This is a genomic window from Streptomyces rishiriensis (assembly GCF_030815485.1).
Lineage (GTDB): Bacteria > Actinomycetota > Actinomycetes > Streptomycetales > Streptomycetaceae > Streptomyces > Streptomyces rishiriensis_A.
Genome location: NZ_JAUSWV010000002.1, coordinates 6254992 through 6272075 on the forward strand (window position 1 = coordinate 6254992; position 17084 = coordinate 6272075).

13 protein-coding genes are annotated in these 17084 nt (G+C 71.3%); 9 read left to right on the forward strand and 4 right to left on the reverse strand.

Annotation, left to right across the window (positions count from 1 at the left end; all coding sequences use genetic code 11):
* Positions 1-26: 26 nt before the first annotated feature.
* Positions 27-296, reverse strand: a complete 270-nt coding sequence (locus QF030_RS30390; protein WP_307165758.1) for an antitoxin — start codon at positions 294-296, stop codon at positions 27-29.
* A 25-nt stretch (positions 297-321) separates the two neighbouring features.
* Positions 322-582, reverse strand: a complete 261-nt coding sequence (locus QF030_RS30395; protein WP_307165759.1) for a hypothetical protein — start codon at positions 580-582, stop codon at positions 322-324.
* Between the two features lie 244 nt (positions 583-826).
* Here QF030_RS30395 and miaA point away from each other — a divergent pair, with 244 nt between their 5' ends.
* The 6 genes from miaA (at position 827) to hflX (ending at position 9134) form a co-directional block, all read left to right on the forward strand.
* Complete coding sequence (gene miaA / locus QF030_RS30400) at positions 827-1765, forward strand: tRNA (adenosine(37)-N6)-dimethylallyltransferase MiaA (protein WP_307165760.1); 939 nt, start codon at positions 827-829, stop codon at positions 1763-1765.
* A 107-nt stretch (positions 1766-1872) separates the two neighbouring features.
* Positions 1873-2382, forward strand: coding sequence for a hypothetical protein (locus tag QF030_RS30405; protein WP_307167745.1), 510 nt, complete (start codon positions 1873-1875; stop codon positions 2380-2382).
* Between the two features lie 73 nt (positions 2383-2455).
* Positions 2456-3325: a diaminopimelate epimerase gene (gene dapF / locus QF030_RS30410; protein WP_307165761.1), complete on the forward strand. Its 870-nt coding sequence runs from the start codon at positions 2456-2458 to the stop codon at positions 3323-3325.
* A 301-nt stretch (positions 3326-3626) separates the two neighbouring features.
* Positions 3627-5816, forward strand: coding sequence for a RelA/SpoT family protein (locus tag QF030_RS30415; RefSeq protein ID WP_307165762.1), 2190 nt, complete (start codon positions 3627-3629; stop codon positions 5814-5816).
* A gap of 177 nt (positions 5817-5993) precedes the next feature.
* Entirely contained in the window at positions 5994-7505 is a 1512-nt protein-coding gene (locus QF030_RS30420) for a M1 family metallopeptidase (protein WP_307165763.1), read from the forward strand.
* Between the two features lie 135 nt (positions 7506-7640).
* Complete coding sequence (gene hflX / locus QF030_RS30425; protein WP_307165764.1) at positions 7641-9134, forward strand: GTPase HflX; 1494 nt, start codon at positions 7641-7643, stop codon at positions 9132-9134.
* A 71-nt stretch (positions 9135-9205) separates the two neighbouring features.
* On the opposite strand, the gene QF030_RS30430 is transcribed toward hflX, so the two are convergent.
* On the reverse strand, positions 9206-10417 hold the full coding sequence (locus QF030_RS30430; protein WP_307165766.1) for a hypothetical protein: 1212 nt from the start codon (positions 10415-10417) through the stop codon (positions 9206-9208).
* A 319-nt stretch (positions 10418-10736) separates the two neighbouring features.
* Entirely contained in the window at positions 10737-11960 is a 1224-nt protein-coding gene (locus QF030_RS30435) for a trypsin-like serine peptidase (protein ID WP_307165767.1), read from the reverse strand.
* Positions 11961-12352: 392 nt separating this feature from the next.
* On the opposite strand from QF030_RS30435, the gene QF030_RS30440 reads away from it, so the two are divergent.
* The 3 genes from QF030_RS30440 to QF030_RS30450 all read left to right on the forward strand — a co-directional run bounded on the left by QF030_RS30440 (position 12353) and on the right by QF030_RS30450 (position 17081).
* Complete coding sequence (locus tag QF030_RS30440; protein WP_307165768.1) at positions 12353-14284, forward strand: diaminobutyrate--2-oxoglutarate transaminase family protein; 1932 nt, start codon at positions 12353-12355, stop codon at positions 14282-14284.
* A 158-nt stretch (positions 14285-14442) separates the two neighbouring features.
* Positions 14443-16383 carry an IucA/IucC family protein gene (locus QF030_RS30445; protein ID WP_373428829.1) on the forward strand — a complete coding sequence of 647 codons (1941 nt, stop codon included), beginning with the start codon at positions 14443-14445 and terminating at the stop codon, positions 16381-16383.
* Complete coding sequence (locus QF030_RS30450; RefSeq protein ID WP_373428830.1) at positions 16374-17081, forward strand: GNAT family N-acetyltransferase; 708 nt, start codon at positions 16374-16376, stop codon at positions 17079-17081. The genes QF030_RS30445 and QF030_RS30450 overlap by 10 nt, the downstream gene beginning before the upstream one ends.
* Positions 17082-17084: the final 3 nt, after the last annotated feature.

A 17084-nucleotide genomic window follows, 5' to 3' on the forward strand; every position in this document is an offset into this window, starting at 1 on the left:
GATCGATGGTCCGGCCGAGGTGCGGCTCAGGAGGCCGGCGGGGGAGTCTTCGGCGGCGTGAAGGTGTCGCCGCCTCCGGCGCTTTCGTCCTTGTGTGCGAGCCGGTCCATGGCGCCCTTGGCCTTACCGGTGCCCGACTGGATCCTGTCGCTGTACTTGCCCTTGGTCTTCTCGTCGACGACCTTCGCGGCCTTGTCGAGGCCGTGCTGGACCTTGTCCCCGTGCTGCTGCGCGAGGCCCGAGACCTTGCCCTTGGCCGGGGAGAGTCTGGCCTTCAAATTGTCCAAGAGACCCATGGGGGCACCTTCCTCGCGGGTTCCGTCACGCGCGAGCGCCTTCGCCCGCTTCGCTGTCGGCCGCCTCTTCGGCGGACTGCTGCCGGGGGATCTCGACCCCGTCGTCGGCGGGTACGGCAACCGGTTCCGTTGTCTTCTCCAGCTCCGGCGTCTTCTCCGGCTCCGGCCCTGCGGCGTTCCCGGCCTGCTCGGCCTCGACCGGGTCCTGCGCCGACGTCGGCTCACCTGTCGGCTCCGCCTCGACGTCGTCGGCCGACGTACCGGTCGGCGCGTCGGCGGCGCTCACGGTTTCCGCCGTCGCCTCCTCCGTGGCCTTCGACCTCCGAAAAATTCGCGCCAATACTCCCATTTCCACTCCATATGGTACTCGTGCGGGCGAAACCCCGCGTTGGCCGGTGCGTCCGTCTGCGTCACCGGGGTCGCCGCCCCCGGGACGGGTGACGGGAATCTCGCAACGGGCAACGACGTCGCTGCGGCGTCGTCACGTAACTCGTTCGAGGGCGGTGGTCGAGGTTTGCGAGACTGGTGCCGTGAGCAGCGCACCCCCCGTCCCCCACGTCATCGCCGTCGTCGGACCGACCGCGGCCGGAAAGTCCGATCTGGGCGTATTCCTGGCCCAGCGGCTCGGCGGCGAGGTCGTCAACGCCGACTCCATGCAGCTCTACCGCGGGATGGACATCGGCACCGCCAAACTGACGCCCGAAGAGCGCGGCGGCGTCCCGCACCACCTCCTGGACGTCTGGGAGGTGACAGAAACCGCCTCCGTCGCCGAGTACCAGCGGCTGGCCCGCGAGAGGATCGACGCCCTGCTCGCCGAGGGCCGTTGGCCGGTTCTGGTCGGCGGCTCGGGGCTGTACGTCCGCGGCGCCGTCGACAACCTGGAGTTCCCCGGCACGGATCCCGAGGTCCGGGCCCGGCTGGAGGAGGAGCTCACGCTGCGCGGATCGGGTGCGCTGCACGCCCGGCTGGCCGCAGCCGACCCCGAGGCCGCGCAGGCCATCCTGCCCGGCAACGGCCGCCGTATCGTCCGGGCCCTCGAGGTGATCGAGATCACCGGCAAGCCCTTCACCGCCAACCTGCCCGGTCATGACTCGGTCTACGACACCGTCCAGATCGGGGTCGACGTGGCGCGCCCCGAACTCGACGAGCGCATCGCCCGCCGCGTCGACCGGATGTGGGACGCGGGGCTGGTGGACGAGGTCCGCGCGCTGGAGGCGCAGGGCCTGCGCGCGGGGCGCACGGCCTCGCGAGCGCTCGGCTACCAGCAGGTCCTCACCGCCCTGGCCGGCGAGTGCACGGAGGAGGAGGCGCGTGCCGAGACGGTCCGTGCCACCAAGCGCTTCGCGCGCCGTCAGGATTCGTGGTTCAGGCGCGATCCGCGGGTGCACTGGTTGAGTGGGGCCGCGGCTGACCTCGCAGAACTTCCGGAGCTCGCGCTGGCGTTGGTGGAACGACCGGTTACAGCCTGATCACGTCCTGGCATCGGGACGCCCAGGCCGTCATCCGGGCATCCGGTGCCGTGCCATCATCGAGCTTCGATCGACCAAGTGGAACCGAGTTGGGAGGGCGCGTGGCGATGGAGGCCGGCCCTCGCGACACCGCAGAAGGCACCGAGCACCTCACCACCGAGCGTGGTGAAACGGAGCCCGAGGAAGGCCGTCTGAGCCCCGACGGGCCGGACGTGGACGACACCCGGGACGGTGTGATCGACGACGGTCCCGAGCCCGAGGAGATGTTCGCGGGCGGGCCCGAGGTCGAGGTCGAGCTGCGCCCTCAGCGTCGGCTCCGGATCTGGCAGCTCGCGCCCATCGTGGCGCTGGCAGCGGGCGGCTCCCTGATGTTCGCCTTCCCGCTCGCCTTCGACTTCGGAGACAGCGGCGCCGTGATCGCCATGCTGGGGCTGCTGATCTGCTCCTGTGCGGCCGGCTGGGGAATGATGGCCGCGCGTCGCGTGGGTTACACGTGGCCCGGCGTGCCCCCGCGCGGTTCCGGACGCCGTCCCGACTGGCGGGTCGTCCTCGCGTACGTCGTGATGGTCGCCGCGGTGGTGGCCCTGGCCGTCTGGCGGGTCGCCCGGCTGCGCTGAGCGCCCCGCGCGCGTGCTCACCGGCGCCGCCGCCCCGGACGGGGTGTCCCGGCCCACCCCGTACGATCGGGGGATGAGCACGCGGATCGCCTTCCTCAAGGGGCACGGCACCGAGAACGACTTCGTGATCGTCCCGGACCCCGAGAACGCCATCGACCTCTCTCCGGCCGCCGTCGCCGCCCTGTGCGACCGCCGCGCGGGCATCGGCGGTGACGGGCTGCTGCACGTGGTGCGGTCGTCCGCGCACCCCGAGGCGAAGGACATGGCGGCCGAGGCGGAGTGGTTCATGGACTACCGCAACGGCGACGGCTCCGTCGCGGAGATGTGCGGCAACGGCGTCCGGGTGTTCGCGCGCTACCTCCAGCACGCCGGGCTCGTCACCGATGGTGATCTCGCGATCGCCACACGCGGGGGCGTGAAGCGGGCGCACCTCGACAAGGAGGGTGACGTCACCGTCGGCATGGGCAGGGCCCGCCTGCCCGAAGGGGACGTCACGGTGAGCGTCGGCGAGCGCAGCTGGCCCGCGCGGAACGTGAACATGGGCAACCCGCACGCCGTCGCCTTCGTGGCGGACCTCGCGCACGCGGGCGACCTGTCCGCCGCGCCGCCGTTCAGTCCCGCCTCGGCCTACCCGGACGGGGTCAACGTCGAGTTCGTCGTGGACCGGGGCCCACGGCACGTCGCCCTGCGCGTGCACGAGCGCGGGGCCGGCGAGACCCGCTCGTGCGGCACGGGTGCGTGTGCCGTAGCCGTGGCGGCCGCGCGCCGGGACGGCGCCGACCCGGCGGCCACCGGTGTGCCGGCGACGTACGTCGTGGACGTACCCGGCGGCCGTCTGCTGATCACCGAACGGCCCGACGGCGAGATCGAGATGACCGGGCCCGCAGTGATCGTCGCCACAGGGGAGATCGACCCGGAGTGGCTGGAAACAGTCGCCCGCTGAATCCGCTGGGGCTTGGCATCGCAGGCAGGAGCGGCCCGACGACCCGGAGGGGTGGTCACCGGGATCCGGCTGCGGGGCTCGATTCCACGATCGAGATCAGGTCAGGTGGCTCGAATTCGTAAACCCCCGATCCTTCGCTCGAATGGGTGATCCGTTTCACGCTCGGCGAGAGGCGGTCAGTCGCGCGTGATGGGCTCGGTAGCATCAAGCACCGGCCCGGACGGGGAACCGTTCGCCAGTCCCCTGAGCCGTGTCCGCCCTGGGACACCCCGTCCGCCGGTCCACGCAGCCGGAGGTGCCCATGAGTGCGGAGGCCACGAATCCCGCGACCCCAGGCCCGGTAGTGCCTTCAGCGCCCCGCAGGCGCAGTCGCCCCCGGATCGACCTGCGTCGCCTCGGCCGGGCCGCGTTGCTCGGCCCGGCCTCCCGCGGCAGGCTGCCCGACGCGATCGGTCACGTGGTCGAGGCCCATCGCGCCCACCACCCCGACGCCGACCTCGAGCCGCTGCACCGCGCCTATGTGCTGGCCGAGTCCTCGCACCGCGGACAGATGCGCAAGAGCGGCGAGCCCTACATCACCCACCCGCTCGCCGTGACCCTGATCCTCGCCGAACTGGGCGCCGAGACCACGGCACTGACCGCCTCACTGCTCCACGACACCGTCGAGGACACGGATGTGACGCTCGATCAGGTCGGTGAGGAGTTCGGCGCCGAGGTGCGCTATCTCGTCGACGGCGTCACGAAGTTGGAGAAGGTCGACTACGGTGCGGCCGCCGAGCCCGAGACCTTCCGCAAGATGCTCGTCGCCACCGGCAACGACGTCCGCGTGATGTCGATCAAACTGGCGGACCGGCTGCACAACATGCGCACCCTCGGTGTGATGCGCCCCGAGAAGCAGGAACGCATCGCCAAGGTCACCCGCGACGTCCTCATCCCGCTCGCCGAACGCCTCGGTGTGCAGGCCCTCAAGACCGAACTGGAAGACCTCGTCTTCGCGATCCTGCATCCGGAGGAGTACGAGCACACCCGCGCGCTGATCGTCGACAACGCCTCCCGCGCGGACGACCCGCTCGCGGAGTTCGCCGAGGCGATGCGCGCGGTCCTGCGCGACGCCGACATCCAGGCCGAAGTCCTCATCCGCCCGCGGCACTTCGTCTCCGTGCACCGCGCGTCCCGCAAGCGCGGCCGCATGCGCGGCGCCGACTTCGGCCGCCTGCTGGTGCTGGTGAACGAGGACGCCGACTGTTACGCCGTCCTGGGCGAACTGCACACCTGTATGACGCCGGTCGTCTCCGAGTTCAAGGACTTCATCGCCGTACCCAAGTTCAACCTGTACCAGTCGCTGCACACCGCCGTCGCCCGCGAGGACGGCCAGGTCGCCGAAGTCCTCATCCGCACCCACCAGATGCACAAGGTCGCCGAAGCCGGCGTCATCGCCCTCGGCAATCCCTACACGGCTCCCGCGGAGGAGCAGGCCCGGGGGAGGGTGCCGGCCGACGAGGAACGCGTCGACCCCACCCGGCCCGGCTGGCTCTCCCGCCTCCTGGACTGGCAGGAAGCCGCGCCCGATCCCGACACCTTCTGGTCCACCCTGCGCGAGGACCTCGCCCAGGACCGCGAGATCACCGTCTTCCGCCCCGACGGCGGCACGCTCGGCCTGCCCGAGGGTGCCACCTGCGTCGACGCCGCGTACGCCCAGTACGGCGAGGACGCCCACGCCTGCATCGGGGCCCGGGTGAACGGCCGCCTGGCGACCCTGAGCACCGTTCTGCGGGACGGCGACATGGTTCAGCTCCTCATGGGCCAGGACCCCGCCTCGGAGCCCTCCAGGGAGTGGCTGGAGCACGCCCACACCCCCGCCGCCCGCATCGCCATCCAGCGGTGGCTGGCGACGCACCCGGCCCCGGCCGAGCACGAGGGCGGCGCCGGGACGGCGGAGGACCCCGGGGCCGCGAAGGCCGCCGAGGCGACTGCCCGGTCCGCGGCCGACCCGGCCACGCCGGACGCCCCCGCCTCGCGCCCCGGCGCCGCGATCACCGTCGTCGACCGGCCCGACGCGAGCGTCCGGCTCGCCGGGTGCTGCACGCCGGTGCCCCTCGACGAGGTCACCGGCTTCGCGGTGCGCGGGGGAGTGGTGACCGTGCACCGCGCCGAGTGTTCTGCCGTGGCCCGCATGGCGAACGCAGGGCGCGAGGAGGTCGACGTGCGCTGGGGGGACACCACCGGATGCCGGGTCACCCTGGTCGCCGAATCGTTCGGCCGCCCCCATCTGCTCGCGGACCTCACCGAGGCCATGGCACTGGAGGGCGCCGAGATCGTCTCCGCGACCGTCGAGCCACCGACCCAGCAGCGGGTCCGCCACACGTACACCGTGCAGCTCCCGGACGCCGGCCACCTGCCCACCCTCCTGCGCGCCATGCGGAACGTACCCGGCGTCTACGACGTGGGCCGCGCGCAGCACCACGCTTCCGCCTCCCCGGACGCCGGGTAGGCCGTGCCTGCGCACGCGTGAGGTGAGCACCGCCGTCCCTCCACGCGCGCGTGGAGGGACGGCGCGTCGTGCGGGTGTCCTTCCGAACGTCACCGCACGCGCGCGTGCGCAACCCGTTCGAGTGGGCCGGGCGCGCGTCGCCGACGCGACGGACGTGCGCGCTGGTAGCGGTGGTGCATGCTGCTCACCCCTCGCGCCCGGCTGAAATCCGCACTCCTCGCCTCGGCCGTCTCCGTCTGCCTCGTCGCCGCGAGCGCCCCGGAGGTCCCGCTCGGTCTCGGCGACCGCCTCTTCCCGTACCTGGGCAACCCCGGATACGACGTGGCCTCGTACGACCTCGCCTTCAGCTACCCCGGTACCAATACCAAGCCCCTCCAGGCGGTCACCACCATCGACGCCTGGACCACCACCGCTCTGGACCGGATCAACCTCGACTTCGCCCAGGGGAAGGTCGAATCCGTCGAGGTCGACGGCGAACCTGCCACCTTCAGCAGCGCAGGCGACGACCTGGTGGTCACCCCGGAGGACGCGCTGCCCGCCGGCAGCTGGATGCGGATCACCGTGCGGCACACCAGCGATCCCGTGAGCACCGACGGCCGGGACGGCGGCTGGGTACGGACCGCGGACGGCCTCGCCATGGCCAACCAGGCGGACGCCGCGCACCTGGTCTTCCCGTGCAACGACCACCCGTCCGACAAGGCGATGTTCACCGTCCGGATCACCGCTCCCAACGGCTACACGGCCGTCGCGGGCGGGCTGCCGACCGGGGTCGAGCGGGCGGGCGAGGCGACCACCTGGACCTACCGCACCCAGCACCCCATGGCCACCGAGCTCGCCCAGGTGTCCATCGGGCGCTCCACGGTCGTGCACCGCGAGGGACCGCACGCACTGCCCGTACGGGACGTCGTGCCCACCAAGGACCGCGAGCTCCTCGAACCGTGGCTGAAGAAGACCCCCGACCAGATCGCCTGGATGGAGAAGAAGGTCGGCCCCTACCCCTTCGAGACCTACGGCCTGCTCATGGCGGAGGCCTCCACCGGGTTCGAACTCGAGACGCAGACCCTCTCCCTCTTCGAGAGGGACCTCTTCACCGAGCCCGGCTACCCCAAGTGGTACGTCGAGTCGATCATGGTGCACGAACTGTCCCACCAGTGGTTCGGCGACAGCGTCAGCCCGCGCACCTGGTCCGACCTGTGGCTGAACGAGGGACACGCCACCTGGTACGAGGCCCTGTACGCGGAGGAGAAGGCGGGGCGCACGCTGGAAGCGCGGATGAAGGCGGCGTACGGCGCCTCCGACCGCTGGCGCTCCACGGGCGGCCCGCCGGCACGGCCCAAGGCCCCCAACCCGGGGCAGAAGATCAGCATCTTCCGGCCCAACGTCTACGACGGCGCCGCCCTCGTCCTCTACGCCCTGCGTCAGGAGATCGGCCGGACCGCGTTCGAGCACCTGGAACGGGCGTGGGTCCACAACCACCGGGACTCCACGGCGACCACGGCCGACTTCGAGAACCTCGCCCAGGAGATCTCCGGACGCGACCTGGCCCGGTTCTTCAAGGACTGGCTGTACGGCGAGAAGACCCCGGTGATGCCCGGCCACCCGGACTGGAAGCCGGCGGCGCCGGTCGCCAAGGGTGAACCGAAGGCCGCGCCGAAGGTCGCCCGGCCGGCAGCACGGGCCACGAAATAAGGCCGTGACGAGACGGGCCGTACCGTGCGACCATCGTGAGGTCGGTGCAGCGCGGGACACGGGAATCTCCCGGGGTGCTCGCGCGTTGACCATCATGTAACCCGCCGTACTGGCATCCAACGACGTAAGGACCCAATGACCTCCTCTTCTTCCCCTTCCCAGGACACCCCGCGCGTTGCGCACGCCTACCCCGAAGGCCTCCGGGCCGATGCCCTGATGGAAGAGGACGTCGCCTGGAGCCACGAGATCGACGGAGACCGGGACGGCGATCAGCTCGACCGGTCCGAGCGCGCGGCCCTGCGCCGCGTGGCGGGCCTCTCCACCGAACTCGAGGACGTCACCGAGGTCGAGTACCGCCAGCTCCGCCTGGAGCGGGTCGTGCTCGTCGGCGTGTGGACCACGGGGACCGCACAGGACGCGGACAACTCCCTCGCGGAACTGGCCGCCCTCGCGGAGACGGCGGGCGCACTGGTGCTCGACGGCGTCATCCAGCGCCGTGACAAGCCCGACGCGGCCACCTACATCGGCTCCGGCAAGGCCGAGGAACTCCGCGACATCGTGCTCGAGACAGGCGCGGACACCGTCATCTGCGACGGTGAGCTCAGCCCGGGACAGCTGATCCACCTCGAGGACGTCGTCAAGGTCAAGGTCATCGACCGTACGGCCCTGATCCTCGACATCTTCGCCCAGCACGCCAAGTCCCGAGAGGGCAAGGCGCAGGTCGCGCTCGCGCAGATGCAGTACATGCTGCCGAGGCTGCGCGGCTGGGGCCAGTCGCTGTCCCGGCAGATGGGCGGCGGCAAGGGCGGCGGCCTCGCCACCCGAGGCCCCGGTGAGACCAAGATCGAGACGGACCGGCGCCGGATCCGCGAGAAGATGGCGAAGATGCGCCGGGAGATCGCGGAGATGAAGACCGGCCGCGAGATCAAGCGCCAGGAACGCAAGCGCCACAAGGTGCCGTCCGTCGCCATCGCGGGCTACACCAACGCCGGCAAGTCGTCGCTGCTCAACCGCCTCACGGGCGCGGGCGTCCTGGTCGAGAACGCCCTGTTCGCGACCCTGGACCCGACCGTGCGCCGGGCCGAGACCCCGAGCGGCCGCCTGTACACGCTGGCCGACACGGTCGGCTTCGTCCGGCACCTGCCGCACCATCTGGTCGAGGCGTTCCGTTCCACCATGGAAGAGGTCGGCGAGTCCGATCTGATCCTGCATGTGGTGGACGGCTCCCATCCGAACCCGGAGGAGCAGCTGGCCGCCGTACGCGAGGTGGTCCGGGACGTCGGCGCCACCGGCGTGCCTGAGATCGTCGTGATCAACAAGGCGGACGCGGCCGACCCGCTGACGCTCCAGCGGCTCATGCGCAACGAGAAGCGTTCCATCGCGATCTCGGCCCGCACCGGCCAGGGCATCGGCGAGCTGCTCGCGCTGATCGACAACGAGCTGCCGCGGCCGTCGGTCGAGGTCGAGGCGCTCGTGCCGTACACCCATGGCGGCCTGGTCGCCCGCGCCCACACCGAGGGCGAGGTGATCTCCGCGGAGCACACGGCGGAGGGCACCCTGCTGAAGGTGCGGGTGCACGAGGAGCTGGCGGCGGACCTCGCGCCGTACGTACCTGCTCCGCTCGCCTGAGCCGTCACAGCCGGCTGAGCGCCCGAAGGCCCGCCCCCCTTTCGCGGGGGCGGGCCTTCGGCGTGCTCGGCTCACTGACCGCCGTACGTCCTGCTCATGTTCTCGTAGAGCGCCTCGGCCTCCTGGCCGAGCTGGGGCCCCGCCAGCCAGCTGTTGTCGGCCGGGCCGATCGAGGTGTTGGAGACCAGCTCGGTCTTTCCGTCCACCACCCGGAACCAGCCGCCGCCGGACGAACCGCCGGTCATCGTGCAACCGATGCGGTACATCGTCGGCAGCGACGCATCGAGGGAGAACCGCCCGGGCCGGTCCAGGCACTTGAACATCTTCAGCCCGTTGTAGGGCGGTGCCGCCGGGTAGCCCCAGGCGCCCATGGAGGTGACCGCGGTCGCGGCCGGCGCGGAGAAGTCCACGTCCAGCGCCGCGCCGACCGTCTCCTCCAGCGACTTGGAGCCCTGCTCCGGTGTCACGTGCAGCACGGCGTAGTCGTACGCGGCTCCCGCGCCGCCCGTGTCCGAGCCGCCGGCGATCCACTCGTTCGACGTGGACGCCCAGTCGGCCCACCAGTTGCCGTAGGGGGCGATCTCCGAGGCCGTGGCGTCGCCGAGCCGGGCCTCGGACTTGCCGAGGTCGTTGTAGGCCGGGACGAAGACGAGGTTGCGGTACCAGCCGCCGTCGCCTCCGGCGTGCACACAGTGCCCGGCCGTCCATACGAGGTTGGACTTGCCCGGGTGGTTCACGTCCTTGACGACCGTGCCGGAGCAGACCATCGTGCCCTCGGGCGAGTCGAAGAAGACCTTGCCGACCGGGGCCGCGTTCTCGTGGTAGGGCGTCTTCTCGGCCTCAGCCTTCACGGCCGTGGGATCCGGGTCGCTGACACCCTGGTCGGCGGCGGCGTCCTTCGTGGTGACGGTCTTGTTCGCCTCCTTCGCGGACCGCATCCGCTCGGGCTTCCACAGCCCCTCGATCACCGGATTGACGAAGTCCTTGGCCGCGCTGAGCCACTTGTCCTTGCCCCAGTCCTGCCAGCCGCCGTCGGCCCACTTGTCGACGTCGACGCCGTGCTTCTCGAGCTTGTCGGCGATGTCGGCCGGGACCCGGACCTTGCCGTCAGCGGAGCCGGAGACGGAGCCGGTGGCCGTCCCGGAGGCGGTCGCGTCGGCCCCGGTGTCCTCGGAGCCGTTGCACGCGGTTGCCGTCAGAGCCAGGGCGGTGACCAGTCCGGCCGCGAGCAGGGTCCGCCGGCGGCCGCGTGGGCGCTCGGCGGGTGTACGTATGGAACGCATGGTGCGATGTCCCCCGTTGAAGCGTGTGAAGTGAGACGTGGTGGGTCATGGAACGCTCGGATCGCTGAGCGTGTTGCTTGCCGAATGCGCGGATTGTTGAACGTGCGGCTAGCCGAAGAGGTGGATGGTCGCACGTACGGACGGTCGAACGAAGGGCTCATGGAGCGCGCGATGCTAGCGATGTCATGGGCCTGACAGGCACAGGACCGAGTCGACGCCCCGTTCGCTCGCAGGCAACACCCCACTATGCCCCGGGATTTCGGGACGAACGGCGGTGGGACGGTGAAGGTTCCCGTCAGGCGTCCCACCGCCGGTCAAGCTACTGACCGGCGAACTTGTCGCTCACCGAGTCGTACACACCCTTGGCCACCTCACCCAGCCGCGGTCCCGCGAGCCAACCCGCTTTCACCGGGCCGATCGAGGTGTTGGACACCAGCGCGGGCTTCCCGTCCGACCCCGTCGCGACCCAGCCACCGCCCGACGAACCACCGGTCATCGTGCAGCCGATGCGGTACATCGTCGGGTCCGAGGAACTGAGCGAGAACCGACCGGGCTTGTCCTGGCACTGGTAGAGCGTCTGCCCGTCGTACGGTGCCGCCGCCGGGTAGCCGGTCGCGGTGATGCTGCTCACCTTCGGCACCGCCGGAGCGTTGAAGTTCACCGGGAGCGCCGAACCGACCGTCTCCTCCAGCGACTTGCCCGTGCCGCCCTCCTCCGGCGTCACGTGGATGACGGCGTAGTCGTACGAGGCGCCGTCACCGCCGGTCTGGCCGCCCTGCGCGATCCACTGGTCGGACGTCTTCGTCCAGTCGCCCCACCAGACCCCGTACGGAGCGACCTGCTCCTTGGTGGCCGTCTCCAACTCCTCGGCCGACAGGCCCGAGTCGTTGTACGACGGCACGAACGCGATGTTGCGGTACCAGCCGCCACCCTTGCCGGCGTGCACACAGTGGCCCGCCGTCCACACCAGGTTGGACTTGCCGGGGTGAGCCGGGTCCTTCACGACCGTCGCCGAGCAGACCATCGTGCCCTCCGGCGAGTCGAAGAGCACCTTGCCCGCCTCGGCGGCGTTCTCGTGGTACGAGGGCGGGACGGCCTTCGCGTCCACCGCCTGCGGCGTCGCGTCGGTCACGCCCTGGTCACCGGAGAGGTCGTTCTCGTCGACGCTCCGGTCCGGGTCCTCGGCCTCGCGCATCCGGTCCGGGTCCCACAGCCCCGCGATGATCGGGTTGACGTAGTCCTGCGCCTCACGCAGCCAGTCGTCCTTGTCCCAGTTCTTCCAGGCGCCGTTCTTCCACTTGTCGAGGTCGATCCCGTGCTCTTTGAGCCTGTCCTTGATGTCGTCCGGGATCGTGATCTTGCCGTCGCTGCCGGTCGACGCCGTCGCGCCGGCCTGGCTGTCCGCGTCGGTGCCGCCCGAATCGCAGGCGGTCGCGGTGAGCGCGAGCACCGAGGCGAGGGCCACGGCGCCGAGCACGGGGGAGATTCTGCGGCGCGCGTTCCTCCCCCGCCGAGCGGTGAACGACGGCCGTATGGATCGCATGATCTGACTCCCCCTGCTGTGAACGAACTTGAAGTGCCGGCCGACCCCGCGGAGCGGAACTCATGGTGATCTCACAACGAGTTCAAGCGGGTCTCACGGCCATCTGTGATGCCACCACACGATATGCGGTCGCCGCGGGGGACTCCCGACCGAATGGCAACTGTTCCGCCACAGAGCCTCGACGGGGCCGATGGGGTGCGGACGCGGTGGCGGCGGCAAAGTGCGTGCGCAGCCGGGTGTTGGGCGCGGCCCCGGCGGCGGGGGCGCGCAGACATGGGCGCGGGCACCGTCATTCTCCCCACCGCCCGTAACCGGCAAGGCCGTCCGGTGTTGGTAGCGATGGGCGCGACCGTGTGTGCTCGCCCTTCTACCGGCGGGAGGACAGGGGAGGCGTGGCAGAGACCGAGCCAGTACCAGAGGAGGCTCCCGCGGGGCGTACCACCGGAACCCGCCCCGACGGAGGCTCCGGCGCCGGAACTCCCGTCGCGGGAGCCCTTGTCGCCGGAACCGCGGCCAAGGGCGACCGGACGGGTGGCCGGCCGGCGCACGAGGGGATCCTGCGGCGCCAGACTGCTCGCGAGTCCGCGGCGCGCACCTATGCGCGTGCTCTGCCGATCGTGCCGGTACGGGCACGTGGGCTGACCATCGAGGGCGCGGACGGCCGCCGCTACCTCGACTGTCTCTCCGGAGCCGGGACGCTCGCGCTCGGCCACAACCATCCCGTTGTGCTGGAGGCCATCCGCAAGGTCCTCGACTCGGGAGCGCCGCTGCACGTCCTCGACCTCGCCACCCCCGTCAAGGACGCCTTCATCACCGAACTCTTCCGGACGCTGCCGCCCGGTCTCGCCGACCACGCGCGCGTGCAGTTCTGCGGACCGGCCGGTACGGATGCCGTGGAGGCCGCCCTCAAGCTGGTCCGGGCCGCCACCGGCCGCACCGGTGTCCTGGCCTTCACCGGTGCGTACCACGGGATGACCGCCGGATCCCTCGAAGTGTCGGGGGGCGCCTTCGACGTGCGGGTGGCGCGGCTGCCCTACCCGCAGGACTACCGCTGTCCGTTCGGTGTCGGCGGCGAGCGCGGCGCCGAACTCGCCGCTCGATGGACCGAGTCCGTCCTCGACGATCCCAAGTCGGGGGTGCGGCACCCCGCCGGGATGATCCTCGAACCGGTCCAGGGCGAAGGCGGTGTGATTCCCGCTCCGGACGGTTGGATGCGGCGCATGAGGCAGATCACGGCCGAGCGCTCGATCCCCCTGATCGCCGACGAGGTCCAGACGGGCGTGGGCCGGACCGGCGCCTTCTGGGCGGTGGAACACAGCGGGGTCGTGCCCGACGTGATGGTCCTGTCCAAGGCCATCGGAGGCAGCCTGCCGCTCGCCGTCGTCGTCTACCGTGACGCCCTCGACGTCTGGCGACCCGGTGCCCACGCGGGCACCTTCCGCGGCAACCAGCTCGCCATGGCCGCCGGTACGGCCACCCTCGCCTACGTCCGCGAGAACCGCCTCGCCGAACGCGCGGCCACCCTGGGAAGCCGCATGCTGGGCCGGCTCCGCCGTCTCTCCCATGACTTCCCGTGCATGGGGGACGTCCGGGGGCGCGGGCTGATGATCGGGGTCGAGATGGTGGACCCCGAGGGGGAAAGCGGGTCCGGCGCGATCGGCACCCCGACGGCGCCTTCGGCTCCCGGGCACGCCCCCCGTCCCGCCGCCCCCGCGCTGGCCGCCGCCGTGCGACGGGAGTGTCTGCGGCGGGGTCTGATCGTCGAACTCGGCGGACGTCACGCCAGCGTCGTACGGCTGCTTCCGCCCTTGACGATCACCGACGAGCAGGCCGTCGCGGTGCTCGACCGACTCGCGGACGCGATGGCGGCGGTGTCCCGCAGCCACAGCCGAGGCGCGTACCGACGAGTGCCCGACCAGCCGAACCATCAACCGCGACCTGAATACCGCCCAGAGTGCCCGCCCGAGGACCGGCCCCAGGGCAGCCCCGCGTACCGGCTCCAGGACAGCCCCGAGTGCGGGCCCGAGGACAGCCCCGAGTACCGGCCCGAGGACAGCTCCGAGTACCGGCTCCAGGACAGGCCCGAGTACCGGCTCCAGGGCAGGCCCGAGTGCCCGCCCGAGGACAGCCCCGAGTACCGGCCCGGGGACAGCTCCGAGTGCGGGCTCCAGGGCAGGCCCGAATGCCCGCCCCAGGACAGGCCCGGGTGCCCGCCTGAGGAGGACAGCCCCGAGTACCGGCCCCAGGACCAGACCCAGGACAGGCCGAGTCGGCCGCCGGATGCGGACCGGCACTGCGACGGTGATGCCGAGTGGGCGGGGTAGCCCCGGGCAGCCGCCGGCGTCACTTCGGTACCACGGGCGTCGGCGGTACCGGTGCCGACCTTCGCCTCGGTGTGCGACGCCCACGCGCCCTTGTGGGCGCTCGAGTCCCGCGCCGCCGCCCGCTCGCGGCCGATTCCACCACTTCACGAGGAACGACCTTGACCACCTCCTCCCACCAGCCCACATTCCTCACCTCTCCCGTCCCCCACCAACAGGGAGACGCCGCCTCCGTGGCGCCGCCGAGCCGCGCCGCCGATCTGCTGCACCATCCCGACCCGCACACGGCCGCCGACGCGGCCGCCGTGGAGAACCTGCTGCGCTGCTGGGTGCGCGAGACGGGCTTGCCCGCACCCCAGGACGGCGTCCTGCGCCTGCCGCTGCGCGCCAGCGGCATCACCTTGCTCACCCCCGTCCACTACTGGTCCCCGACCGGCTGGCACCGGTTCGGCCCCCCACGTCTGGCCGGCGCACCCGACCTCTCCCCGCCCGCGGACGCCGTCATGGTCGCGGCCCTCCTGGCCCGCGAGACGCACCGGGACGGCGGCGCGCCCGACGGGTCCACCGAAGCCGTGGCGGCGGCCCACAAGGGCACGGACCCGGTGGAGCGCGCCACCACTCCCGAGCGGACGCCCCGTCCGGCTTGCGGGAACATCAACAGCGGTGAAGGCATCGACCTCGTCGCCCGCGTCGCCGACTCCGTCCGCCGTACCGCGGTGTTCATCGACGAGCGCCGGGAACGCCCCGGCAACGAACCCGACCTCTTCCTGACCGCCGAACAGGCACTGTTGCTCGGACATCCGCTGCACCCGACGCCGAAGAGCCGGGAAGGCCTCTCGGACGGCGAAGCGCGCCGCTACTCACCCGAGTCGCGTGGCTCCTTCCCCCTTCGCTGGATCGCTGTCGATCCTTCCGTGGTCGCCACCGACTCCGCCTGGACCGAAGGCGGCCGTCCCGTCCCCGCCGCCAGGGTGACGGCCCGGCTCGGCGGCGCCGGGCTGCCGGTGCCGACCGGATTCGCCGCCCTGCCGGTGCACCCCTGGCAGCTGCGCGAGGTGCGTCACCGTCCCGAGGTCGAGGCACTGTTCGACGCCGGACTCCTCCAGGACCTGGGCACACACGGCCTCTTGTGGCATCCGACCTCCTCCGTACGCACCGTCCACCGGCCCGGAGCCCCCGCCATGCTCAAACTGTCGCTGGCTCTGCGCATCACCAACTCCCGTCGTGAGAACCTCCGCAAAGAACTCCACCGTGGTGTCGAGGTACACCGTCTTCTGCGTGCGGGCCTGGCCGAGCAGTGGCAGGCGGTCCACCCGGGCTTCGACATCGTCCGCGATCCGGCCTGGCTCGCGGTCGACGGTGCCGACGGTCTTCCGCTGACCGGCCTCGACGTGATGATCCGGCACAACCCGTTCGCTCCTGAGGACGACGTCTCCTGCATCGCAGGACTCGTCGCACCCCGGCCGGACATGGCATCCGCCCACCGCTCGCGACTGGCCGCGATCGTCAGGCACCTCTCCGCACGGACAGGCCGGCCGTCGTCGGCCGTCTCCGCCGAGTGGTTCCTGCGCTACCTGGAGCAGGTCGTCCGCCCCGTCCTGTGGCTCGACGGCGAGGCAGGGATCGCCCTGGAGGCACATCAGCAGAACACGCTCCTCCTGCTGGATGCCGACGGCTGGCCCACCGGCGGCCGCTACCGCGACAACCAGGGCTACTACTTCCGCGAGTCCCACCGCGCGGGACTCACGGCCCTGCTTCCCGGCATCGGAGAACACAGCGACACCTTCGTCTCGGACGACGTCACCGACGAGCGCTTCGCCTACTACCTGGGCATCAACAACGTGCTCGGACTCATCGGCGCGTTCGGCTCCCAGCGGCTCGCGGACGAGCAACTGCTGCTCGCCGCCTTCCGGCGCTTCCTCGCCGAAGCCGCCGCCGGCCCCCGCCGAATGCGCGGTTCGCTGCCCGCCCGACTGCTCGACTCGCCCCGCCTGCGGTGCAAGGCCAATCTGCTGACCCGCTTGCACGGCCTCGACGAACTCGTCGGTCCCGTGGACACCCAGTCCGTCTACGTCACCATCGCCAACCCCCTGTGCTCCTGAGCCCTCACTGCACCGGCCGCCGACCTCTGCGCTTCGCCACGGAACCCGTCCCGCCCGATCTGCTGAGAGGAGCTGCCGTGGCTCTCGCCGAGACAGCCGCCGACAGCCGTATCCCTCCGGCCGCCCGCGACCTGCTCGACGGCGTCGGCGGCTGGGGGCCCACCGCCACCCCGGTAGGTGTGTTCCACCTGGTCCCCGTACAGATTGATCGGGACGTCTCCCTTGTCTGCCGCTGGATGAACGACCCCGTGGTCGCGGCGTTCTGGGAACTGGCGGGACCCGAATCCCTGACGGCGCTGCATCTGCGCCGTCAGATCGCCGACGACGGGCGCAGCGTCCCCTGTCTGGGAGTGCTGGACGGCCGGCCCATGAGCTACTGGGAGATCTACCGGGCAGACCTCGACCCCCTGGCGGGCCACTATCCGGCCCGACCACACGACACCGGCATCCATCTGCTCATCGGCGGTGGCGCGGACCGGGGGCGAGGCCTCGGCAGCCGTCTGCTCAGGGCCGTCGCCGACCTTGTCCTCGACAGGAGACCCGCTTGTGCCCGCGTCGTCGCCGAACCCGACCTGCGCAACATTCCGTCCATCGCCACCTTCTCGAGCGCGGGGTTCCGGTCCGTCGCAGAGATCGACCTGCCCGGCAAGCGAGCCGCCCTCATGATCCGGGACCGTTTTCCTCGTGATCTGTCATGACGC